At 75.9% G+C, this 20173-nt stretch carries 15 protein-coding genes; 7 read left to right on the top strand and 8 right to left on the bottom strand.

The features are described from left to right. Window positions 1–74: 74 nt before the first annotated feature. The 3 genes from AC29IT_RS25770 to AC29IT_RS25780 form a co-directional block, all read right to left on the bottom strand. Entirely contained in the window at window positions 75–1136 is a 1062-nt protein-coding gene (locus AC29IT_RS25770) for a glycosyltransferase family 4 protein (RefSeq protein WP_488220386.1), read from the bottom strand. After that, a complete protein-coding gene (locus AC29IT_RS25775; protein WP_488220387.1) occupies window positions 1133–3646 on the bottom strand; it encodes a glycosyltransferase in 2514 nt (837 codons plus the stop codon). The genes AC29IT_RS25770 and AC29IT_RS25775 overlap by 4 nt, the downstream gene beginning before the upstream one ends. Window positions 3647–3854: 208 nt before the next feature. Next, window positions 3855–4883: a glycosyltransferase family 2 protein gene (locus AC29IT_RS25780; RefSeq protein ID WP_488220388.1), complete on the bottom strand. Its 1029-nt coding sequence runs from the start codon at window positions 4881–4883 to the stop codon at window positions 3855–3857. A gap of 127 nt (window positions 4884–5010) precedes the next feature. Here AC29IT_RS25780 and AC29IT_RS25785 point away from each other — a divergent pair, with 127 nt between their 5' ends. The 3 genes from AC29IT_RS25785 to AC29IT_RS25795 are packed head-to-tail and all read left to right on the top strand — an operon-like array spanning window position 5011 to window position 8241. After that, on the top strand, window positions 5011–6111 hold the full coding sequence (locus AC29IT_RS25785; RefSeq protein WP_488220389.1) for a glycosyltransferase family 4 protein: 1101 nt from the start codon (window positions 5011–5013) through the stop codon (window positions 6109–6111). A 49-nt stretch (window positions 6112–6160) separates the two neighbouring features. Next, window positions 6161–7312 (top strand): glycosyltransferase family 4 protein, encoded by a 1152-nt coding sequence (locus AC29IT_RS25790; protein WP_358443260.1) that lies wholly within the window; start codon window positions 6161–6163, stop codon window positions 7310–7312. Between the two features lie 53 nt (window positions 7313–7365). Then, entirely contained in the window at window positions 7366–8241 is an 876-nt protein-coding gene (locus AC29IT_RS25795; protein WP_488220390.1) for a glycosyltransferase family 2 protein, read from the top strand. A 59-nt stretch (window positions 8242–8300) separates the two neighbouring features. On the opposite strand, the gene AC29IT_RS25800 is transcribed toward AC29IT_RS25795, so the two are convergent. Next, the gene (locus AC29IT_RS25800; RefSeq protein WP_488220391.1) at window positions 8301–8882 is read right to left on the bottom strand and encodes a hypothetical protein; all 582 of its coding nucleotides are present in this window, start codon (window positions 8880–8882) and stop codon (window positions 8301–8303) included. Between the two features lie 728 nt (window positions 8883–9610). On the opposite strand from AC29IT_RS25800, the gene manB reads away from it, so the two are divergent. Both manB and AC29IT_RS25810 read left to right on the top strand, forming a co-directional pair. Continuing rightward, entirely contained in the window at window positions 9611–10717 is a 1107-nt protein-coding gene (gene manB / locus AC29IT_RS25805; RefSeq protein ID WP_488220392.1) for a mannose-1-phosphate guanylyltransferase, read from the top strand. A 4-nt stretch (window positions 10718–10721) separates the two neighbouring features. Continuing rightward, a complete protein-coding gene (locus AC29IT_RS25810; protein WP_358443253.1) occupies window positions 10722–11624 on the top strand; it encodes a DNA-3-methyladenine glycosylase family protein in 903 nt (300 codons plus the stop codon). On the opposite strand, the gene AC29IT_RS25815 is transcribed toward AC29IT_RS25810, so the two are convergent. The 4 genes from AC29IT_RS25815 to AC29IT_RS25830 all read right to left on the bottom strand — a co-directional run bounded on the left by AC29IT_RS25815 (window position 11609) and on the right by AC29IT_RS25830 (window position 15391). Beyond that, the gene (locus tag AC29IT_RS25815; RefSeq protein ID WP_488220393.1) at window positions 11609–12169 is read right to left on the bottom strand and encodes an NUDIX hydrolase; all 561 of its coding nucleotides are present in this window, start codon (window positions 12167–12169) and stop codon (window positions 11609–11611) included. The genes AC29IT_RS25810 and AC29IT_RS25815 overlap by 16 nt on opposite strands. Window positions 12170–12232: 63 nt before the next feature. Further along, window positions 12233–13576, bottom strand: a complete 1344-nt coding sequence (locus AC29IT_RS25820) for a coenzyme F420-0:L-glutamate ligase (RefSeq protein WP_488220394.1) — start codon at window positions 13574–13576, stop codon at window positions 12233–12235. After that, window positions 13573–14580, bottom strand: coding sequence for a 2-phospho-L-lactate transferase (cofD, locus tag AC29IT_RS25825; RefSeq protein ID WP_488220395.1), 1008 nt, complete (start codon window positions 14578–14580; stop codon window positions 13573–13575). The genes AC29IT_RS25820 and cofD overlap by 4 nt, the downstream gene beginning before the upstream one ends. Before the next feature lie 70 nt (window positions 14581–14650). Next, window positions 14651–15391, bottom strand: a complete 741-nt coding sequence (locus AC29IT_RS25830; RefSeq protein WP_488220396.1) for a site-2 protease family protein — start codon at window positions 15389–15391, stop codon at window positions 14651–14653. Window positions 15392–15958: 567 nt separating this feature from the next. Between AC29IT_RS25830 and AC29IT_RS25835 the strand changes: the two genes are divergently transcribed. Both AC29IT_RS25835 and AC29IT_RS25840 read left to right on the top strand, forming a co-directional pair. Continuing rightward, window positions 15959–16291 (top strand): WhiB family transcriptional regulator, encoded by a 333-nt coding sequence (locus tag AC29IT_RS25835; protein ID WP_358443277.1) that lies wholly within the window; start codon window positions 15959–15961, stop codon window positions 16289–16291. Window positions 16292–16481: 190 nt separating this feature from the next. Then, window positions 16482–20159, top strand: a complete 3678-nt coding sequence (locus AC29IT_RS25840; protein ID WP_488220397.1) for a glycosyltransferase — start codon at window positions 16482–16484, stop codon at window positions 20157–20159. Window positions 20160–20173: the final 14 nt, after the last annotated feature.

The following is a 20173-nucleotide window of genomic DNA, read 5'->3' on the forward strand; positions in this document are numbered from 1 at the left end:
ACCGGGTGTGCATCGGTGTGGTCGCGGCATCGGTGTGGTCGCGGAACCGGGGCGGACGGCCGGACGCGGCCGGGTCAGCTCGCCGCGCGCTCGTAGGCGCGCAGCGTCGCCTCCGCGCAGCCGCGCCAGGTGAAGCGGGCCGCGTGCGCCCGCCGCGCCGCCACCGCCGCCGGGTCCGGGGCGGCTTCCCCGGCCCGCCGCAGCGCCGCGCGCAGCGCCGCCGCGTCGCCGTGCGGGACGAACTCCGCCAGCCCGCCGGTGACCTCCCGCAGCACCGGCAGATCCGAGCAGATCACCGGTACCCCGCAGGCCAGCGCCTCCAGCGCGGGCAGCCCGAAGCCCTCATCCCGCGAGGGCAGCACCAAAGCCCGCGCCCCGGCCACCACGCTGCGCAGCTCCGGTTCCGGCAGGTACCCGGTGCGCAGCACCTTGCCGGTCTGCCGCGCCTCGCCCGGGCCGGCCAGCACCAGCGGCGGCAGGTCCCGGTCGTGCGCGCGCAGCAGCACCTCCACGCCCTTGCGCGGGCCTTCGGCGCCAACGAACGCGAAGTACTCGTCCGGCAGGCCCAGCCGGTGCAGCTCGGCACCCGGTGGCACCGCCTCGAACCACTCCGGGCCCACGCCCAGCGGGGTGACCGCCACGTCCGCGCGCGGCACCCCGAACCGCTCGGCGACGACGTCGGCGACCGCGGCGCTCGGCGTGCACACCACCGCGGCCCGCCGCACCGAGGAGCGCACCAGGTCGGCGAAACCCGGCTCCGCCTCGGCGGGCTCGTCCAGGAACGCCAGGTCGTGCACCGTCACCACGCCGCCCGCGCGCACCGCGGGCGGCAGCGCGAAGTTCGTGCCGTGCACCACGTCCACCGCGCCCGCCAGCAGCTCCACCGGCGGGAACGGCGCCCGGGTCCACAACGCCCGCACCGCCCGCGCCGGCACCGGCACGCCGGTGGCCCGCACCCCCGGCGGCACCGCCCCGCGCAGCGCGCGCCAGCCGCGCGCGGTGAACCCGATCGCCCGAGCGTCCACACCGGACATCCGGCCGAGCTCTGCGCTCAACGACGCGGTGTAGCGCCCGATCCCGGTGCGCCTGCCCAGCAGCGGAGTGCCGTCCAGCAGGACCCGCAGCGGCCCGCTCACCGCTTGCGGAGCCGATCACCGGCCAGCCTGCGCAACCGGCCACCGGCCCGCCGCGCCACCTCGACCGGGCCACCCGCGTCCAGGTATTCGCGCAGCAGCGCCACATCGCGGCGCACCGCCTCCACCCGGTCCGGCGGCTGCGTCCGGGTCAGCGGCGACGCGGCCCGCAACCGGTCCGCGGCCGGGCGCGGGTCGCGGCAGAACTCGGTGAGCGGCGCCAGCACCGACTCCCAGGTGAACCGCTCCCGCACCGCCTCGATGCGCTCCCGGCAGGACGCGGCGAACTCCGCGTCGTAGAGCACCCGCTCCAGCGCCGCGGCCAGCGCGTCCGGGTCCTCGGCGGGCACCACCACGCCCAAGCCCTCCTGCCGCACCAGGTCCGCGAACGAATCGCCGTCCGTCGTCACCACCGGCAGCCCCGACCACAGGTAGTCCAGCACCCGGGTGCGGAACGCGAACGTCGTCTCCACGTGCTCGAAGTGCGAGGTCACGCCGCAGTCGGCGTCCAGCAGGAAGTTCTGCCGCTCCCCGTACGGCACCCACGTCTCGTTGAAGAACACGTGCTTGCCGGTCAGGCCCAACCGGCTCGACAGGTGCCGCGTCCGGTCCGCCATGCCCATCTCCGGCACGTCCGGGTTCGGGTGCTTCATGCCGAGGAAGAACAACCGCACGTCGTGGTGCCGCCGCGCGACCCGGTCCACCGCGTGCAGCAGCGTCAGCGGGTCGAACCAGCTGTAGACGCCGCCCGCCCACAGCACCACCTTGTCGTCGGCGTCCACGCCCGGCTGCACGCCCTTGATCGCCGGACCGGTGCGGCGCGGCGCCACCGAGGACAACCCGAACGGCACCACCTCCAGCAGCGAGCGCACCGTCGGATCGGTGTCGTAGAGGCCCGGCGTCAACCGGCCCAGCGACGCCAGGTGCCCCAGCCAGAAGTGCCGCTGCCGCTCCGAGGCGCACAGGAAGAAGTCACCGCGCTCCAGCTGCGAGTTCAGCACCTTCGTCACCCCGCGCAGGTCGGCGGCGCGGCGTTCGTCGTCGGTGTCCCGGCCCTGCTCCAGCAGCTCCAGGTGCATCGGGTCGTACACGTCGCACACCACGACCTTCGTGGAGTCGGCGTGCTTGAGCGCGGGCACCATCTCCAGCACGTGGCCCTGCACGATCACCACGTCCGCCCACTCCACGTGCGCGGCGAGCTCGCGCGGTTTCGCCGCCACCACGGGGAAGGCCGACTCCGGCGGGTTCACGTGCGCGTTCACGCTGACCAGCCGCACCTGGTGCTCGGCGCTGAGCACCTCCGCCATGTGCCAGGCGCGGATCGCCGGGCCCGCCATCCGCTCGGCCACCGAGTCCCCGGTGATCACCGCGATGGTGCGGGGGCGGCCGTAGACCTCGTCCAGGCCGAACGCGTCCACCAGCACCTCGTGCGCGGCCAGGTAGCTCGGCAGCGGGTAGGCCGGTTCCATCGCCTTGCGCATCAGCGGCACCAGGTCCGCGTCCGAGCGCACCCGGGCGGCCTGCTCGACCTCCCGGGACTCGGCCAGCTGCGGCAGCATCTCCACGAACCGGTCGATCGCGAGCAGGCTCGCCAGCGAGTCCCGCGAGATCGGCACCTCGTCGTCGAAGTCCGGGCCCTCCGGGCGCCGCGTCATCTCCAGCTGATCCGGGTCGATGTCGCCGCGGGCGGTCGCGCGGCGCACCGACAGCGCCATCGCCGCGGGCAGCACCTTCGCCAGCGTCTCCGCGGAGACGTTCTTGTACAGCGCGGCCAGCGCGTTGCGCTCCAGCAGGAAGTGCTCCCGCGCGGAGGACACCTGCGTCATCGAGGCGTGGTGGCGGTGGAAGGTCAGCGACCGCGGCTCGTAGCGCACCCGCCAGCCGCGCAGGTTCAGCCGCCAGCCCAGGTCCACGTCCTCGTAGAACATGAAGAACCGCTCGTCGAACCCGTCCAGCGCGGCGAACAGCTCGGCGCGCACCAGCAGCGCCGAACCGGTGCCGAACAGCACGTCCCGCGGCGCGTCGTGGCTGCCGTCGTCCGGTTCGCCTGCGAACCGCTTGTAGCCCATGCCGAACCAGGTGAGCCCGCCGTCCACGAAGTCGACGAGCTCGCCCTCCCAGTCCAGGACCTTGCTGGCGACCGCGCCCACCGTCGGCTCGGCGCGCAGCACCGCCACCGCGGCCCGCACCCAGTCCCGGTCCGGCCGGGCGTCGTTGTTCAGGAACGCCAGCACCTGGCCCGACGCGGTCCGCGCGCCCAGGTTGCAGCCGCCGGCGAAACCCAGGTTCTCGCCCGGTTCCAGCACGGTGGCGCCCGGCGCCGCGGCGCGGATGCGGGCGGCTTCGGCGCTGCCCGGGGTGTTGTCGACGCAGATCAGTTCCAGCCGGTCCGCCGGGTAGTCCAGTTGGTCGCGCACCGCGCGCAGGCACGTGATCGTGTCCTCGGCACCGCGGTGGTTGACGACGATCACGGAGACTGCGGGCAGCGCAGCGGACTCGGAGGTATCAGCCACGCCCCTAAGCGTGCCCTATCGGTGCCCGCCGAACGCACGCAGTCCGAAGATCCACCCGAATCCGGCACCACCGCCGCCGGGGTGCGCGGACCGCCGGTCCGACCTCGTCGGGTGAGCGGTCCGTTGGTTCGTGCGGTGGTGTCCGGGGCGGGCTGCCCGTCCGATGCCGTTGGGCGAACGGTCCGTTCACCCGCGGAGCGGGTGCGGGTCAGCGGCCCGCCCAGCGCCGCCACACCTCGGCGCGGGCCCGCGCGGTGCGGCCGCGGCGGGCGAGCAGCGCGCCGGGGGCGAGCGCGCCGAGCTCGGCGAGCACCCGCAGCCGGAGCCCGAGCCGGAAGTTCGGCGGCGGCACCGGAGCTCCGCGCAGCCGCCGCAGCGGCAGCACCCCGGTGAGCGCGGCGAACCGGGCGAGCTCCCGCACCGCGACCCGCCCCGGCGCGCAGCGCAGCAGCATCAGCAGCCGGTTCCGCTCGTTCCACCGGTGGAACCGCGCCGAACCGGGCCGGGTGCTCGCGCCGTGCAGGTGCGCCACCCGCGCGCCGGGCACCAGCAGCACCCGGCCGCCGTCGAGCCGCAGCCGCCACGCGGTGTCGGTGTCCTCGTAGTAGCAGAAGAACCGCGCGGGAACTCCGCCCGCGGCGCGCAGTTCCGCGGTCCGCAGCAGCGCCGCCCCGCCGCAGAACCCGAACACCTCCCGCACCGGGGCGGTTCCGGCGATCGGGTCGGTCCCGGCCGAGTCGGCATCAGCGCTCGGATCGACTCCGGCCCTCGGATCGGTTTCGGGCCCCGGATCGCCCCCGGCCCGCGCACCGGCCCCGCCCCCCGAATCGACGCCGTGCCCGTCTGCGCTCAACCGCACCCCGGCGGACTGCACCACCCCGTCGGGAGTGCGCAGCACCGCGGCCGCCGCCCACACCCCGCGGTCCGCGTCGAGCGCGTCCTCCAGCGCGGCGAGCCAGCCGGGTTCGGGCGCGGCGTCGTCGTTGAGCCAGGCGGTGAACGGGGTGCCGATCCGCGGCAGCGCGGCGGCGATCCCGCCCGCGTAGCCGAGATTGCGGGGCAGCCGCAGCACCTCCGGCCGGGACGGGTGCCGGGCGATCAGCTCGGCCGTGCCGTCGTCGGAGGCGTTGTCCACCACCAATGTCCGATGTGGACGGTCGAGTGCGGCTACCGCGTCCAGGCAGGCGGTCAGGTGCCGCCGCCCGCGCCACGTCACCACCACGACCGTGCTCCGCACACCGCCTCCGTCCCGCCGCAGGCCCCGAACCCTAGGCGACGGCACCGCGCTTCCCGGCGGGGCCGGTGAATTCGCAGCGTAGGGTTCTGCTCGGAGTGCAGCGTCCGCGAACCGGAGAGGTGATGAGGTGCCCGAGTTGGTCGTGATCGCCGAGCAGCTGGTCGCCCGCGTGCCCGGCGGAACGGGCCGCTACACCCGCGAACTGCTCGCCGCGCTCGCCGCCACCGCCCCCGCGGGCTGGGAGGTGAGCAGCGCGATCAGCCGCGGCGGCGACCCGGCCCGCGCCACCGTGGCCGGGGTGGCGGGCCCGAAGGTGCTGCCGCTGCCGCGCCGCGCCCTCACCGCGGCCTGGGAGCACGGCCTCCCGCCGTGGCCGGGCGGCGACGCGGTGCACGCCATGACCCCGTTGGCCCCGGCCCGCAAGCGCGGCCGCGGCCTGGTGGTGACGGTGCACGACACGGTGCCCTGGACGCACCCGGAGACGCTCACCCCGCGCGGCGCCGCCTGGCACCGCCGCGCGATCACCCGCGCCGCCCGGGAGGCCGACGCGATCGTGGTGCCCACCGAGGCCGTCGCCGCCGACCTCGCCACCCGCGTCGAGCTGCGCGCCGACGTGCGGGTGATCGGCGAAGGCGTGCCCGAGGCGCTGCTCGCCGCCCCCGACCCGGACCGGGTGCGCACCGCCGCCGCGAGCCTCCCGCCGCGCTACCTGCTGACCGTCGGCACCTTCGAACCGCGCAAGGGCCACGCGCACCTGATCGAGGCGCTGTCCCGCCCGGAGGCCCCCGACCTGCCGCTGCTGCTGGTCGGCGTGCCCGGCTGGGGCGGGGTCGATCCGGTGCGGCTCGCCGAACGGCACGGGCTGCCCGCCGGGCGGGTGCGGGTGCTGCGCGACATCGGCGACGCCGAGCTCGCCGTGCTGCTGCGGCGGGCGACCGCCCTGGTGGCGCCGAGCCTCGCCGAAGGCTTCGGGCTGCCGGTGCTGGAGGCGATGGCGCTCGGCACGCCCGTGGTGCACTCCGACGCCCCCGCCCTGGTGGAGGTCGCCGGGTCCGCCGGCCTCACCGCGCGCCGCGCCGACCCGCGCGCGCTGGCCCGCGCGCTGCGCATCGCCGTCGACGACCCGGACCAGCGGGACCGGATGGCGGCGGCCGGACCGCGCCGCGCCGAGCTGTTCGGCTGGCGGCGCGCGGCCGAGCAGGTGTGGCGGGCGCACCTCGAGACCTGATTTCCGGAACCCCCCACGATCCGCACCGGCACCCCCGTACGCTGCACGCGTGCACAGAGGCGAGCCGCAGCTCCTCGTCGACGCCACCGCCGTCCCCGCGGACCGCGGTGGCGTCGGTCGCTACGTGGATTCCTTGTTGGCCGCGCTCGACCAGGACGGCGCGCAGCTGAGCGTCGCCTGCCAGCCGCGGGACGCCGCGCTGTACGGCAGGCTCGCCCCGAACAGCCGGATCATCCCGGCGGCGGAGGCCGTCGCGACCCGCACCGCCCGCCTCACCTGGGAGCAGACGACGCTGCCCCGGCTGGTGCGCAGGCTCGGCGCGCACGTGCTGCACTCGCCGCACTACACGACGCCGCTGGCGAACCCGGCCGCGTCCGTGGTCACCCTGCACGACGCCACGTTCTTCACCGACCCCGCGCTGCACTCGCCGGTGAAGGCCCGCTTCTTCCGCTCCTGGACGAAGGCCGCGCTGCGCCGCGCCACCCTCTGCGTGGTGCCGAGCGAAGCCACCGCCGACGAGCTCGCCCGCAGCGCCGGAGCCGACCGCACGGCGATGCACGTGATGTACCACGGCGTCGACCCCGAGCACTTCCACCCGCCGTCGCCCGCCGAGATCACGGCCGTGCGGGACCGGTTGGGTCTGCACGACCAGCCGTACGTGGCGTTCCTCGGCGCCCTCGAACCCCGCAAGAACGTGCCCGCCCTGATCAAGGGATTCACCGCGGCCGGGCGCGGCCGCTCCGACGACCCGGCGCTGGTGCTGGCCGGGCAGCCCGGCTGGGACACCCGGGTGGAGCGGGCGCTGGAGGCGGTGCCGCACCGGGTGCGGGTGATCCGCGCCGGGTACGTGCCGTTCGCCGAATTACCCGGTTTCCTCGGCGGCGCGCACGTCGTCGCCTACCCGAGCATCGGCGAGGGCTTCGGGCTGCCCGTCCTGGAGGCGATGGCCTGCGGCGCGGCCGTGCTCACCACCGGACGCCTCAGCCTGCCCGAGGTCGGCGGCGACGCCGTCGCCTACTGCGGGGTGCGGCCCGCCGAGATCGCCACCGGGCTGACCGGGCTGCTCGACGATCCGGCCCGCCGCGCCGCGCTGTCGGCCGCCGCCCAGCGCCGTGCCAAGGAGTTCACCTGGGCCGCGTGCGCGGCGCAGCACCGCGAGGCCTACTCCCGTGCGCACCACCTGCACCGCCGCCGCCGCTGACGGGGCCTCACCGCCCCGCGGCCGCCGCGCGCCGTTCGGCAGAATGTCCGGGCGTGACCGCCTCTTCCCGCAGCCATGGCGACCAGCTCGCCATCGTCATCGTGACCTACTCGCCCGGCGAGACCCTCGACCGCAACCTCGACTCGATCCGCGCTGCCACCGAACGCCCGGTACGGGTGGTCCTGGCCGACAACGGGTCGACGGACGGGGAACCGGAACGCGCCGCCGAGACCCGCTCCGAGGTCGAATTCCTGCCGACCGGGGCGAACCTCGGCTACGGCGGGGGAGCGAACCGCGGGGTGGCGGCCCTCGGCGCGGAGTACGGCTGGGTGGTGATCAGCAACGCCGACGTCGAATGGGCGCCGGGGGCGCTGGACGCGCTGCTGGCCGCGGCCGAGCGCTGGCCGCGCGGCGGTGCCTTCGGCCCGCTGATCAACGAGCCCGACGGCACCGTCTACCCGTCCGCGCGGCTGCTGCCCTCGCTGGGCCGTGGTGCGGGGCACGCCGTGTTCGGCCGGATCTGGCCGGGCAACCCGTGGACCCGCGCCTACCGGCAGTCCGAGGCGGCCGTCGAAGAGCGCACCGCGGGCTGGCTGTCCGGCTCCTGCCTGCTGCTGCGCCGCGAGGCCTTCGACGGCATCGACGGGTTCGACCCGCGCTACTTCATGTACTTCGAAGACGTGGACCTGGGGGACCGGCTCGCCCGCAAGGGCTGGCTGAACGTGTTCGTGCCCAGCGCGCGGATCACGCACATCGGCGGGCACGCCACCTCCAGCGCACCGGCGAAGATGCTGGTGGAGCACCACCGCAGCGCCTACCGGTACCTCGCCGACCGGCACCGGGGCGCGGTGTGGGCGCCGCTGCGGCTGGCGCTGCGGGCCGCGCTGGCGGTGCGGGCGCGGCTGGAAGTGCGGGCGCGCGGGAAGTAACCGGGACGGGCGGCGCGAGCACCGCGCCGCCCGCCGGGCTCCGGCCGGTGCTGCCGGCGCTAGTACTGCTGGCGAGCGGCGCGGGAACCGAGCGGGCCGAACTGGCCCTCGGGGCGCTGCGCCTGGTACGGGTTCGGCGGCAGCTGCTGGCCGAAGTCCTCGTCCGGCCAGCCGTACTGGTCGTTCCGGCCGCCCTGCTGCTGGCCCGCTTGTTGTTGGCCGCCCTGCTGCTGAGCGCCCTGTTGCTGGCCGCCCTGCTGCTGCCCCGCCTGTTGCTGGCCGCCGTGCTGCTGGCCCGCCTGCTGCTGAGCGCCTTGCTGGGGACCGGCCTGCTGGCCGCCCTGCTGCCGGGCCTGCTGGTCACCGCCCTGCTGCTGCGGCCGGTTCTGCTGCTGGCCCTGCTGGCCGCTCTGCTGGTAGTGGCCCTGCCCGGTCTGCTGCGGCCGCTGCTCGGCGCGCTGCTGCGGCCACGCCGCCTGCTGCTGCCCGCCCTGCTGGGACTGCTGCGGAGCCGTGGCCTGCGGGATCGCCGTCGTCGCGTCCGCATCGACCTGCGCGTGATCGGCGGCGTCGACCACGGTGCGCGGAATCCGCACGGTCGTCGAGGCGTCCATCGGCGAGGTGGCGCTGTCCGGTGTCACGACGAACGCGCCCCGTGCCCGCGCACGAGCAAGTGTTTCGTCGGCTCGGTCCCGCGGGTCCATAGCGGTGCCTCTCCATGCTTTCGCCGTCGGCTTCTCGGCCGCGTCGCGACCGTCGCGCTACCGCGGGGCGCCGGCGAGGAGCTCGTCGCGCCGCGGTCCCTTCGTGTTGTCACCGTCCCGCGGCAAGGTATGCGTGCCCTGTCCGCGTCCCGGCACGGGGTTCGACTTCGGTCCGCGCCGTGGCGCGGGGTTCGGTCCTGCTCCGCTGCTTCGCACTGTATCCGCCGTTCCCGGTCCGGGGCCGGTATTGGCGGTGGTCGAGCGCCCGGTGTCGTCGCGGCACGACGATCATCGTGCCACCACCGGGAGCGGATCCGCGACGCCGAGGTGGGGTGGAGCCGCGGTGCTCCGGTCGCATTCGGGGGCGGCCGCCCGGGACCGCGCCGCGCCGTCGCGGTCGCCGTTCCGCGCGTGCCACCGGGAGGATCGGGGGCGTGCGGGGTGCCGTGCTCGCGGAACGGCCGGGTAGTGACCGATTCCACTGAGCCGGAACCCGGCCTCCATTATGCCGCCGTCGTTGTCACAGTATTCCCCCCAACGGGTTTTCGTCAGGATCTACCGCACGCACCCGGCACCGGCGCGGGGGAGCCCCCGCCGCCGCTGACCGCGGTCGCCTGCCGGTACCGGAGGCCGGGACGAGCCCGGCGCGAGGAAGGAGGTCCGGTATGAGCGCCGGTCCCGATGGTTCGCCCGGCCCGCTGCCCGACGCGGAGGCGGTGGTGCTCGTCGGCGGCAAGGGCATGCGCCTGCGCCCGCTGACGCTGTCCGCGCCGAAACCGATGCTGCCCACCGCCGGGGTGCCGTTCCTGAGCCACCTGCTGGCGCGGATCCGGGCGGCGGGCATCCGGCACGTCGTGCTCGGCACCTCCTACAAGGCCGAGGTGTTCGCCGAGCACTTCGGCGACGGCTCCGAGTTCGGCCTGGAGCTGGAGTACGTCGTCGAGGACGAGCCGCTGGACACCGCGGGCGCCATCCGCAACGTGGCGCACCTGCTGCGGGCGAAGGACGTGCTGGTGTTCAACGGCGACATCCTCTCCGGCCTGGACCTGCGCTCCCTCGTCGAGACCCACCGCGCCAGCGCCGCCGAGGTGACGCTGCACCTGGTGAAGGTGGCGGACCCGCGCCAGTTCGGCTGCGTGCCCACCGACGCCGACGGCAGGGTCACCGCGTTCCTGGAGAAGACCGAGGATCCGCCGGTCGACCAGATCAACGCCGGTTGCTACGTGTTCCGCCGCCCCGTGATCGAGGACATCCCGGCCGGTCGGCGGGTGTCGGTGGAGCGCGAGACCTTCCCCGGCCTGCTGGCCGCGGGCGCCCGGTTGCAGGGGCACGTGGACTCCTCGTACTGGCTGGACATGGGCACGCCCGCCGCCTACGTGCGCGGCTCGGCGGACCTGGTGCGCGGCGAGCTGCCGTCCGCGGCGCTGCCCGGCACCCCGGGGGAGGCGCTGCTGCTGCCCGGCGCGCAGGTCGCCGCGGACGCCGTCGTCGACGGCGGCAGCACCATCGGCGCGGGCGCGGTCGTCGGGGAGCGCGCCCGGATCACCGGCTCGATGGTGTTCGACGGCGCGCACATCGGTGCCGAGACCGAGGTGGACGGCTGCGTGATCGGCGCCGGGGCCCGCATCGGCGCGGGCGTGGCGCTGCGCGGCGCGGTGCTCGGCGACGGCGTGGTGCTCGGCGACGAGTGCGAACTGCTGGACGGCGCCCGGGTGTGGCCGGGCGTGGAGATCCCCGCCGGTGGCGTGCGGTTCTCGGCGGACCGGAGATGACCTGATGCGCACCACCTGGCGGCCGACCGGCCCGCTGGACCTCCCGCGGGTGCTGTCCCCGCTGCGCCGCGGCAGCGGGGACCCCGCCAGCGCGGTGCAGGACTCCGGGGCGTGGTGGCTGGCGATGACCACCGCGCACGGTGCCGGGACGCTCCGGCTCGCCGCCGACCCGGCCGGCGAGGTCGTCGCCGAGGCGTGGGGCGACGGCGCGGAACCGCTGCTGGCCCGGGTGCCGCGGCTGCTCGGCGCCGCCGACGACGACGGCGGCTTCGCACCCGCGCACGACGTGGTCCGGCGGGGGATGCGGGCCGCCCGCGGCCTCCGGCTCTGCTCGACCGGGCGGGTGTGGGACGCGCTGGTCGCCGCCGTGCTGGAGCAGAAGGTCACCAACCGGGAGGCGTGGCGTTCCTGGCGCGAGCTGTGCCGCCGGTTCGGCACCCCCGCGCCCGGTCCCGCGCCGCGCGGCCTGTGCGCGCCGCCGAGCCCGCGGCAGGTGCGGGAGATCCGCGACTGGGAGTGGCACAAGGCGGGCGTGGACGGCGCCCGGCGGCGCACCCTGATCGCCGCGGCCGGGGTGGCGCACCGCCTGGAACGGGCCGTGGAGCTGGGTGGCGAGCCGGGCCGCGCGCTGCTCCAGCACGTGCCCGGCATCGGGCCCTGGACGGCCGCGGAGGTCGCGCAGCGGGCCTGGGGCGATCCGGACGCGGTCAGCGTCGGTGACTACCACCTGCCGACGATCGTCGGGATCGGGCTCGCGGGCCGGCCGATGGACGACGCGGAGATGCTGGCGGCGCTCGCCCCGTACGCGGGCCAGCGGCACCGCGCGGTGCGCTACCTCGGCGCTGCCGGGGTCACCCGCCCGCGGTTCGGGCCGCGGCTGCCGCCCCGCGACTACCGGGTGCTCTGAGCCGCGAGGTGCGGTCCGGCCGCGGCCAGCAGCGGGCCCAGATCGGAGTCCGCGGGCAGCGCGTCGACCGGCCACCAGCGCAGGTCCAGCGACTCGTCGCTGCGCACCGGCTCGGCGCCCGCGGGCGCGCGCACCAGGTAGCGGACGTCGAAGTGCCGGGTCGGCACGCCCAGCGAGCAGGTGATCGGGTGCACGTCCAGGTGCACCGGTTCCGCGGACGCCGCCAGCCCGTCGATCCCGGACTCCTCGGTGGCCTCCCGCAGCGCGGCGCCCGCCAGCGAGGTGTCCTCCGGTTCGCAGTGCCCGCCGAGCTGCAGCCACTTCCCGACCCGGGGGTGCAGGGTGAGCAGCACGTGCTCGGCGGCCGCGTCCAGCAGCACCGCCGAGGCCGTCACGTGCCCCGGCGCGCAGGCGCGCAGGCACGCGTCCTCGCGCGCGTCCAGCAGGGCGAGGAACGCGTGGCGCAGCGCCTCCTGCCCGCCGTCGGACGGCCGCCACCCGCGCAGCACCTGTTCCGCGTCCGCGTGCAACACCTCGGCCCCCACGACCGAACCTCCTCGTGCTCGCACCCGCTCACTCGGCGGGCGGGTCGTCGACCTGCGGCGATGTCAGAGTTCCAGCAGCCCGTCGGCCAGGTCGCGCGGCGGGCGCGGGCCGTCGACCGGCTCGGCCGGGTGACCCACGGCCACCGCGCCCAGCGGTTCCCACGACTCCGGCAGGTCCAGCGCCGCCCGCACCACGTCCGGGCAGAACATCGTCGAGGACACCCAGCAGGAGGCGAGCTCCTCCGCGGCCAGCGACACCAGCAGCCCCTGCACGGCCGCCCCGCCCGCCACGGTGAACATCTCCCGCTCCGCCGCGGTGCGCCGCGCGTCCGGGTAGTCGTGCGAGCCGTCCCGGACCAGGAACGGCAGCACCAGTTCCGGGGCCGCGTACAGCAGGTCGCCGCGGCCCACCCGGCGCTGCGCGGCGGCCTCCTCGCGGCCGTCGCCGCGCAGGTCCGCGAGCCACGCCGTGCGCATCGCGTCCAGCAGCTTCGCCCGCAGCGGCCGGTCCCGCAGCCACACGAACCGCACCGGGCGGGTGTGGTGCGGGGCGGGTGCGGTGAGCGCGGCGGCGACGGCCCGGCGCACCGGCTCCTCGGCCACCGGTTCCGCGCTGAACGCGCGCACCGAGCGGCGCAGCAGCACCGCTTCCCGGCGGCCCTGCGCGATGGCCTCGTCGGTGCCGAGCCGGAACAGGTCGTGCTCCACCGGCCGCGTCAGGTCCCGCGCCGAGGAACCGTCGTCCTCGGTGCTCAGCCCGCGCAGCACCGCGACCGGGACGCCGCCGAGCTTGCCCTTCACCAGGTCCGCGGCGGCCGCGACCTCGTCGGCGATGGCGACCTCGGTGACGGCCAGCTCGTTGCCCTGCGCGTCGACGCTGCCCGCGTACCGGTGCAGCACCCGCAGCCCGGCCGCGCCGATCGCCGCGTCGGTCTGCCCGTTGCGCCAGGTCCGCCCCATCGTGTCGGTGATCACCACGCCGACCTGCACGCCGAGCCGGTCGGCCAGTCCGGCGCGCAGCCTGCGCGCGGAGGCGTCCGGGTCCTCCGGCAGCAGCGCGATCCGGTCCAGCGCCACGTTCGAGGCGTCCACCCCGGAGGCGGCCTGCACGATGCCCAGCCGGTTCCGGGTGATCAGCGTGTTCCGGAACCGGGCCAGCACCGCGGTGGCCTCGGAGCGCACCAGTTCGCGGCGCAGCCGTTCCCGTTCCGCCGGGTCGCGCGGGGTGCGCACCACCCGGTCCTCGACCTTCGAGATGACCTTGCTGGTGACCACCACGACGTCCCCGTCGGACAGCCACGGCGCGCCCGCCGCGATGGAGGCCGCCACGTCGTCGCCGGGCCCGAACTCGGGCAGCCCGGTCACCGCGAACAGCTGGAGCCCGGCGGTCGCCGCGTGATCCCTCATGACGCCTCCGGAACCGCGAGCCCGGCCGCGTCGAACGCGGCCCGCGCCATCTCCGCGGTCGCATCCACGTCGGACATCAGCAGCGGGACGTCGCGCACCGCCACGCCCGGCACGTCGGCGGTGTCGCCGGTGTGCACCAGCCACGCGTCGAGCACGCCGTCGGCGGACTCGGCGCGGGAACCGTAGAGCCTGCCGACCGCTTCAGCCGAGGTCTCCACGCCGATCGCGGTCAGGCAGGCGTCGGCCATGCCGCGCAGCGGGCGGCCGCCGATGATCGGGGACACACCCACCACGGGGGCGGGCGTCGAGCGCAGCGCCTCCCGGAACCCGGGCACCGCGAGCAGCGTCCCCACGCTCACCACCGGGTTCGACGGCGCGACCAGCACCACGTCGGCCCCGGCGATCGCCTCGGCGACGCCCGGCGCGAGCTTGGCCTCCTCGGCGCCGACCGGCACGATGGCGCCCGCGGCCGGTTCCGCGCGGTGGCGCACCCACCACTCCTGGAAGTGCACCGCGGCCGGTTCGCCGGTGGCGGGATCCTCGATCGCCACGTGCGTCTCGACCCGGTCGTCGCTGACCGGCAGCAGCCGCACCCCGGGCCGCCAGCGGTCGCACAGCGCCTCGGTGACCGCGGACAGCGGGTAGCCGGCGCGCAGCATCCGCGACCGGACCAGGTGGGTGGCGATGTCCCGGTCGCCCAGCCCGAACCAGCTCGGTTCGGCGCCGTAGGCGGCCAGCTCCTCCTTCACCGACCACGTCTCGTCGACGCGGCCCCAGCCCTTCTCGGTGTCGATGCCGTCGCCGAGGGTGTACATGCAGGTGTCCAGGTCCGGGCAGACCCGCAGCCCGTGCATCCACACGTCGTCGCCGATGTTGACCACGGCGGTCACCTCGTGCGGGGACCCGCCGTCGCCTTCGCCGAGCGCGGGCATGCCCAGCGCCGCCTTGACCCCCAGCAGGAACCGCGCCCCGCCGACTCCACCGACCAGTGCTACGACCTTCACCCCGCGATCCTCGCACGCGGGCGGGGCCGTCCGAGGCCGGACCGGTGTCCGCTGCGTCACCGGCCGGTGATCACTGCCAGAAGCGGAAGGTCTCCTGGCCCAGCATCGCCAGCACCGGATTCCCGCCGACGGCGCCGAACACCAGGTACGCCAGCGAGAAGAACGCCTGGCCCACGAACGGCACCGCGAACAGCAGCAGGAACAGCACCAGCGGCGCCCACGGCCGCGCCTTCTCGCCGAACTCCCGGGCCTGGCGCGACAGCCACGGCTCGATCGCGCCGTACCCGTCCAGGCCCGGCACCGGCAGGATGTTCAGCACGAACGCGATCACCTGCAGGAACGCCAGGTAGGACAGCCCGGTGGAGAGCCCGATCGGCATCGGCACCAGCAGCACCGCGGCCGTGATCAGCATCCCGATCACCAGGTTCGTCAGCGGTCCGGCCAGCGACACCATCGATTCGACGCGCCGGGTGCGCAGCGCGTGGTGGTTGATCCACACCGCGCCACCGGGCAGCGGGATCCCACCGGCGATCACGAAGAGCAACGGCAGCACGATGCTGAGTACCGGATCGGTGTAACGGCGCGGGTCGAGCGTCAGGTAGCCCTTGCCCGGGATCGACAGGTCGCCACCCCGGTACGCGGTGATCGCGTGCCCGAACTCGTGCAGGCACAGCGACGCCGCCCACCCGCCGATGACGATCAGCACGATTCCGGTGGTCCGGGCGAACGGCTGGTCGACGGTGGCGAGCACACCGCCGAGCACCGTCGCGCCGAGCAGGGCCAGGAACAGGGGGCTCACACGCGTCTTCACGCCCCCAGTGTCCCCGGTCGCCCCGACGGCCGGGCACGGCCGGGTGAAAAGTCCTGATCGGTGCTGCGCGGCGCTGCCACCTGGCGTAATGGGCTGCCGACAAAAGAGTGCCGGAGTTGCGTCATGCGGCGGGAGCCGCGGGGTCCCTCAACGGGTTGGCTCCGCTTGACCGAGTGGAGCTACACCGGTGTAATCACAGCGGTGTCATTCTCCGCTGAAATGATTGCTCGGCGGCGGGTTCACCGGGCGGTCCACCGCAGCGCGGTCGGCCACCGGTGGTGAATCCCGACGAATCGTCCGGTTCGGATTTCCACCTCGTGGATTTTCCGCCTGCCGGATTTCGAGCGGAGGCCGGGAAAAGGGAGTCCCGGTAGGTGGCCATGGTCGAACGGGCGGGTCCGGTGAGAGGGCCGGTGCGCTGCCCGGGCGGCGACGCGGGGTGCGGTGCGCCTCACGTCCGGAGTGCATCCCGAACGGTCCTGGGGAGGGCCGGAGGGAACGGGAGCGATCGGGGGAGGACCAATGTGGGAGACAGGTCAAGCCCACCTGATGGAACAGGGCCGCTTGATGGAACAGAGTCATCCGCTGCTTCAGGGGAACCTGGTGCAATGGGGGGATCCGAAGGAATCCGAGACCACGGATGCCGATGTGCTCGCCCAGCTCTTCGAACTGGGTGAGCCGGAACAGGAGTGGCAGGAGCGCGCATTGTGCGCGCAAACCGATCCAGAGGCCTTCTTCCCGGAGAAGGGCGGTTCCACTCGCGAGGCCAAACGCATCTGCGCGGGCTGCGAGGTCCGGTCCGAATGCCTGGAGTACGCGCTGGAGCACGACGAGCGCTTCGGCATCTGGGGCGGGCTGTCCGAGCGGGAGCGCCGCCGCCTCAAGCGACGCGCGGTGTGAAGCCGGGCCCGCGCCCGCCGGTCCGAGGGACCCGCGCGGCGCAGGGCCCGGCTTCCCGCCGGAGGGACCTGCGGTGATCACCTGAGACGTCCGCGCGCACGCCCGTCCCGGTTCGGCGGCGGGCCCTCAGCTTTTCGGCTTCCGTCCACTACCGTCGTGCGGTGATCGCACCACGGCAGGGGAGGACACTGTGGCCGGGACCGCGCCGCGCCTGAACACCGCGCCCGCACTGGCGGTGCTCGTGTGCCACGACGGCGATCGCCGGTTACCGGAGGTGCTGGCCGCGCTGCGCGAGCTCACCGTCCGGCCCCGGCACCTGCTCGCGGTGGACACCGGTTCCACCGACGGCACCGCGGACCTGCTGGCGGCGGCCTCCGACCTGGTGGACGGCGTGCTGGACCTGCCGCCGGAAACCGGTTTCGGCGCCGCGGTCGCCGCGGCCACCGAGCACGCCGTCGACCGCTGGGGCGATCCGGGCCGCTGGTTGTGGCTGCTGCACGACGATTCCGCGCCGGAACCGGACTGCCTGCGCCGGTTGCTGGACGTCGCCGAGCTGGATTCGGCCGCGGCCGTGCTGGGGCCGCTCGGCCTGGACTGGGACGATCCGCGGCTCGTGGTGGACGCCGGGCTGTCCACCGACGCCTCGGGACACCGGCAGACCGGCATCGGCTCGGCCGAGGTCGACCCGGAGCTCGCCTGGGCGGGCGCCGCGGACGGGGAGATCGGTGGAGGTCCGGGGCGGTCCGCGGACGAGTCGGCCGCCACCGCCGGAGCCGGAGCGGACGCCGACTCCGATGACTCCGATGACTCCGACGACACCGTCGGCGCCGGTTCCGTCGACACCGCCCGCACCGAGTCCGCCCGCACCGACTCCGCGGTCGCCGAGTCCGCCACTTCTTCCGATACCGCCGACGCCGCTCAGCCCGACGGCTCAGCCGACACCGAACCCGCCGAACCCGTCGGTGAATCCGCCCCGGACGACCGGCCCACCGACGCCGACCCGGCCGCCGATGAGGCCGCGGCCGACGGCGCCGGCTCGTCCCCCGAGTCCACATCGGACGCGGAGCGCCGCGCGCCCACCGACGTCCGCGTCGTGTCCGAGGTGCTGGCCGTCTCCACCGCGGGCGCGCTGGTCCGCCGCGAGGTCTTCGAGCGGCTCGGTGGGTTCGACCCGGCGTTGCCGCTGGGCTTCGAGGACATCGACTTCGGCTGGCGCACCAACTCCGACGGGCACCTGGTGCTGTGCGTGCCGAGCGCCCGGATGCGGCACGCGGGCGCGCTGCGCGCCGGCGACCGGGAACCGGACGCGACCCGGCGCACGCTGCGCGCCGCCGAGCGGGTCGGCGGGGTGCGCACCTTCCTGGCCAACGCGCCGCGCTGGTCGTTCCTGCTCGGCGTGCCGCGGCTCGCGGTGCTGGCGCTGCTGCGCGCCGCCGGGTTCGGGCTGCTGTGGCGGCGGGGGGACGCGGCCGCCGAGCTCGCCGTGTTCACCGCGCTGGTCACCGGCCGGATGGGGTTGCGCACGGCGCGCGCCGAACGGCGGAGCACCACACCGGAACCGTCCGGGGTCCGCGGTCTGCTCACCAGCCGGGTGACGCGGCTGCGCAACGGGTTCCGGGCCGCGTTCGCCGGGCTGGTGCGGGAACGGGTGCGCCGCGAGGTCGTGCTCGGCCGCATGCCCGCCGCGCTCGGGCCGGCGCGGGTGACCCCGGTGGCGCCGCGCTCGGTCGGTCCGGCCGCGCTCCCGGCGGGGGCGCTCGGCACTCGCAGGCGCAGCGTCGGCGGGCTGCGCCGTCCCAGCGGCCCCGTGGTGGTGCCGGTCGAGACGGCGGCCGCCGCGGCGGAGCAGCGGCGGCCGTCGCCGGTGCCGCGCGACGCGGGCTCCGTCCCGGAGCCGGACCGCAGGCTGCTGCTGGTGCAGGTGGACCGGCGGCGGGTGCTGCGGGAACTGGTGCTGGCGCCGCCGGTGGTGCTCGCGGTGGTGCTCACCGCGATCGCGCTGATCACGCACGGCCTGGTCGCCGAGCACGCCCGGTTCGGCGCCGAGCTGCAGGGCGGCAGGCTGTTCGCCGCCGTCGACCTGGGGTCGACCTGGCGGGACTACCTCGCCTCCTGGCATCCGGTGCACGGCGGCACCGGTTCGCCCGCGCCCGCCGCGCTGCTGGTGCTGGCGCTGCTGGGCACGGTGCTGGCGCCGCTCGGCGGGCCGCCCGCCGTGGTGGCGTTGCTGCTGCTGTTCGGCGTGCCGCTGGCCGGGCTCACCGCCTACGCCGCGACCCGCACGCTGCCGATGCGCGGCGAGCACCGGGCGCTGGCCGCGGGCGCGTACGCGCTGCTGCCGCTGGCCACGTCCGCCGCCGGGCAGGGCAGGCTCGACGTGGTCGTCGCACACGTCCTGGTGCCGCCGCTGCTGGCGGGCATCGCGTCCGTGATCGGGCTGTCCCGGCTGGCGATGCTCGCCCAGTCCCGGCATTGGCTGGGCACCGCCTGCGCGACGGCGCTCGGCCTGGCCGTGCTGGGGGCGTTCGCCCCGCTGGTGCAGGCGCTGCTGGTGGTGCTGGCGCTGCTCGGGTTCGTGGCGGTGCCCGGCGAGGCGCGGCGGGCGCGGCGCCGGATGGCCGGGCTGGCCGCGCTGGTGCTGCTGCCGATCGCGTGCCTGCTGCCGTGGCCGGTCGTGCTGGTGCAGCACCCGGAACTGCTGCTGCACGGGCTCGGCGCGCGGATCACCGAGGTGCCCGCCGGGTGGTGGCCGCTGCTGCTCAGCGCCGACGGGGCTCCGGCGACCTGGGCCGGTGGGCTGCTGGTGCTGGTCGCGCTGCTGGCGGCGGCGCTCGCCCCGCGTCCGGCGATGATCCCGGGCGCGGTCACGGCGGCCGCCGGGTGGGCGGTGGCGTTCACCGTGGACCGGATCGCGATGACCCCGGTGGCGGGCGGCCCGGCGGGCACCGGCGGTGCCGGGGCCCCGCTGGTGGTGGCCGCGGCCGGGCTGCTGTGGGCGGCGCTGTCCGCGGGACCGCTGCCGGTGCGGGTGCCGCGCCGGGTCCTCGCGGGTGCGCTGACCGGAGTGCTGCTGCTGGCCGGGGTGAGCGCGGTGTTCGCCGGGCGCGGACCGCTGCAGGTCGCGCCGACCGGCGGGACTCCGGCGCTGGCCGCTGAGCTCGACGGGCCCGGCGGCATGCTGCTCCTCGAGCGCGGCCCGGCTCCGGCCCGGCTGGTCGAGGGCCGCGCACCGCACTTCGGCGACGACGACCTGGTGCCGGTGCCGGACGCGATGCGCTGGCTGCGCGAGGTCGAGGCGGACCTGCTCTCCGGCGACCCGCAGCGGGTGCGGACCGCGCTGGCCACCGCTGCGGCCCGCGGCACCGGGCACGTGGCGGTGCCGGACGCGGCGACCGCCGACCGGGTGCGGGTGGCGGCCGGGGACCTGGTGGCGGATCACGGCGAACTCGGCGACGGCACCCCGGTGCTGCGGGTGCTGCTGCCGTCCGGCCCGGTGCAGCTGCTCGGCCCCGACCTGGCCCGGCAGGCGCGGCTCGCGGGGACCCCGTCCCCGCAGGCGCGTCCGCTGGGCGTGCCCGCGACGCTGCCCGAGGTCGCGGTCCGCGTCTCCGACGGCGGGGTGGGGCGGGTGCTGCTGCTCGCCGCCGAGCACGAACCCGGCTGGCACGCGGTGATCGACGGGCGGGAGGCGCCGCTGGCCGAGGGGTGGGGCCACCAGGTCGCGGTGCCGGTGCCGGAATCGGCGAGCGAGGTCCGCGTCGGCTACGGCGACTCGTCCCGCACCGCGCTGCTCGTGGTGCAGGCCGCCGCCGTGCTGTTCACCGCGATCGGCGCCCTGCCCTCCCGGCGCCGCTCCGAGGAGAGCTGAGCGGCGGCCGTCCC

Source organism: Saccharopolyspora sp. MMCC62 (assembly GCF_057736575.1).

Excerpts from the sequence above, each read along its gene's own strand:
- AC29IT_RS25810 (WP_358443253.1), top strand. The coding sequence starts at position 10,722 with ATGCGCACCACCTGGCGGCCGACCGGCCCGCTGGACCTCCCGCGGGTG.
- AC29IT_RS25835 (WP_358443277.1), top strand. The coding sequence starts at position 15,959 with ATGGAACAGAGTCATCCGCTGCTTCAGGGGAACCTGGTGCAATGGGGG.
- AC29IT_RS25820 (WP_488220394.1), bottom strand. The coding sequence starts at position 13,576 with ATGAGGGATCACGCGGCGACCGCCGGGCTCCAGCTGTTCGCGGTGACC.
- manB (WP_488220392.1), top strand. The coding sequence starts at position 9,611 with ATGAGCGCCGGTCCCGATGGTTCGCCCGGCCCGCTGCCCGACGCGGAG.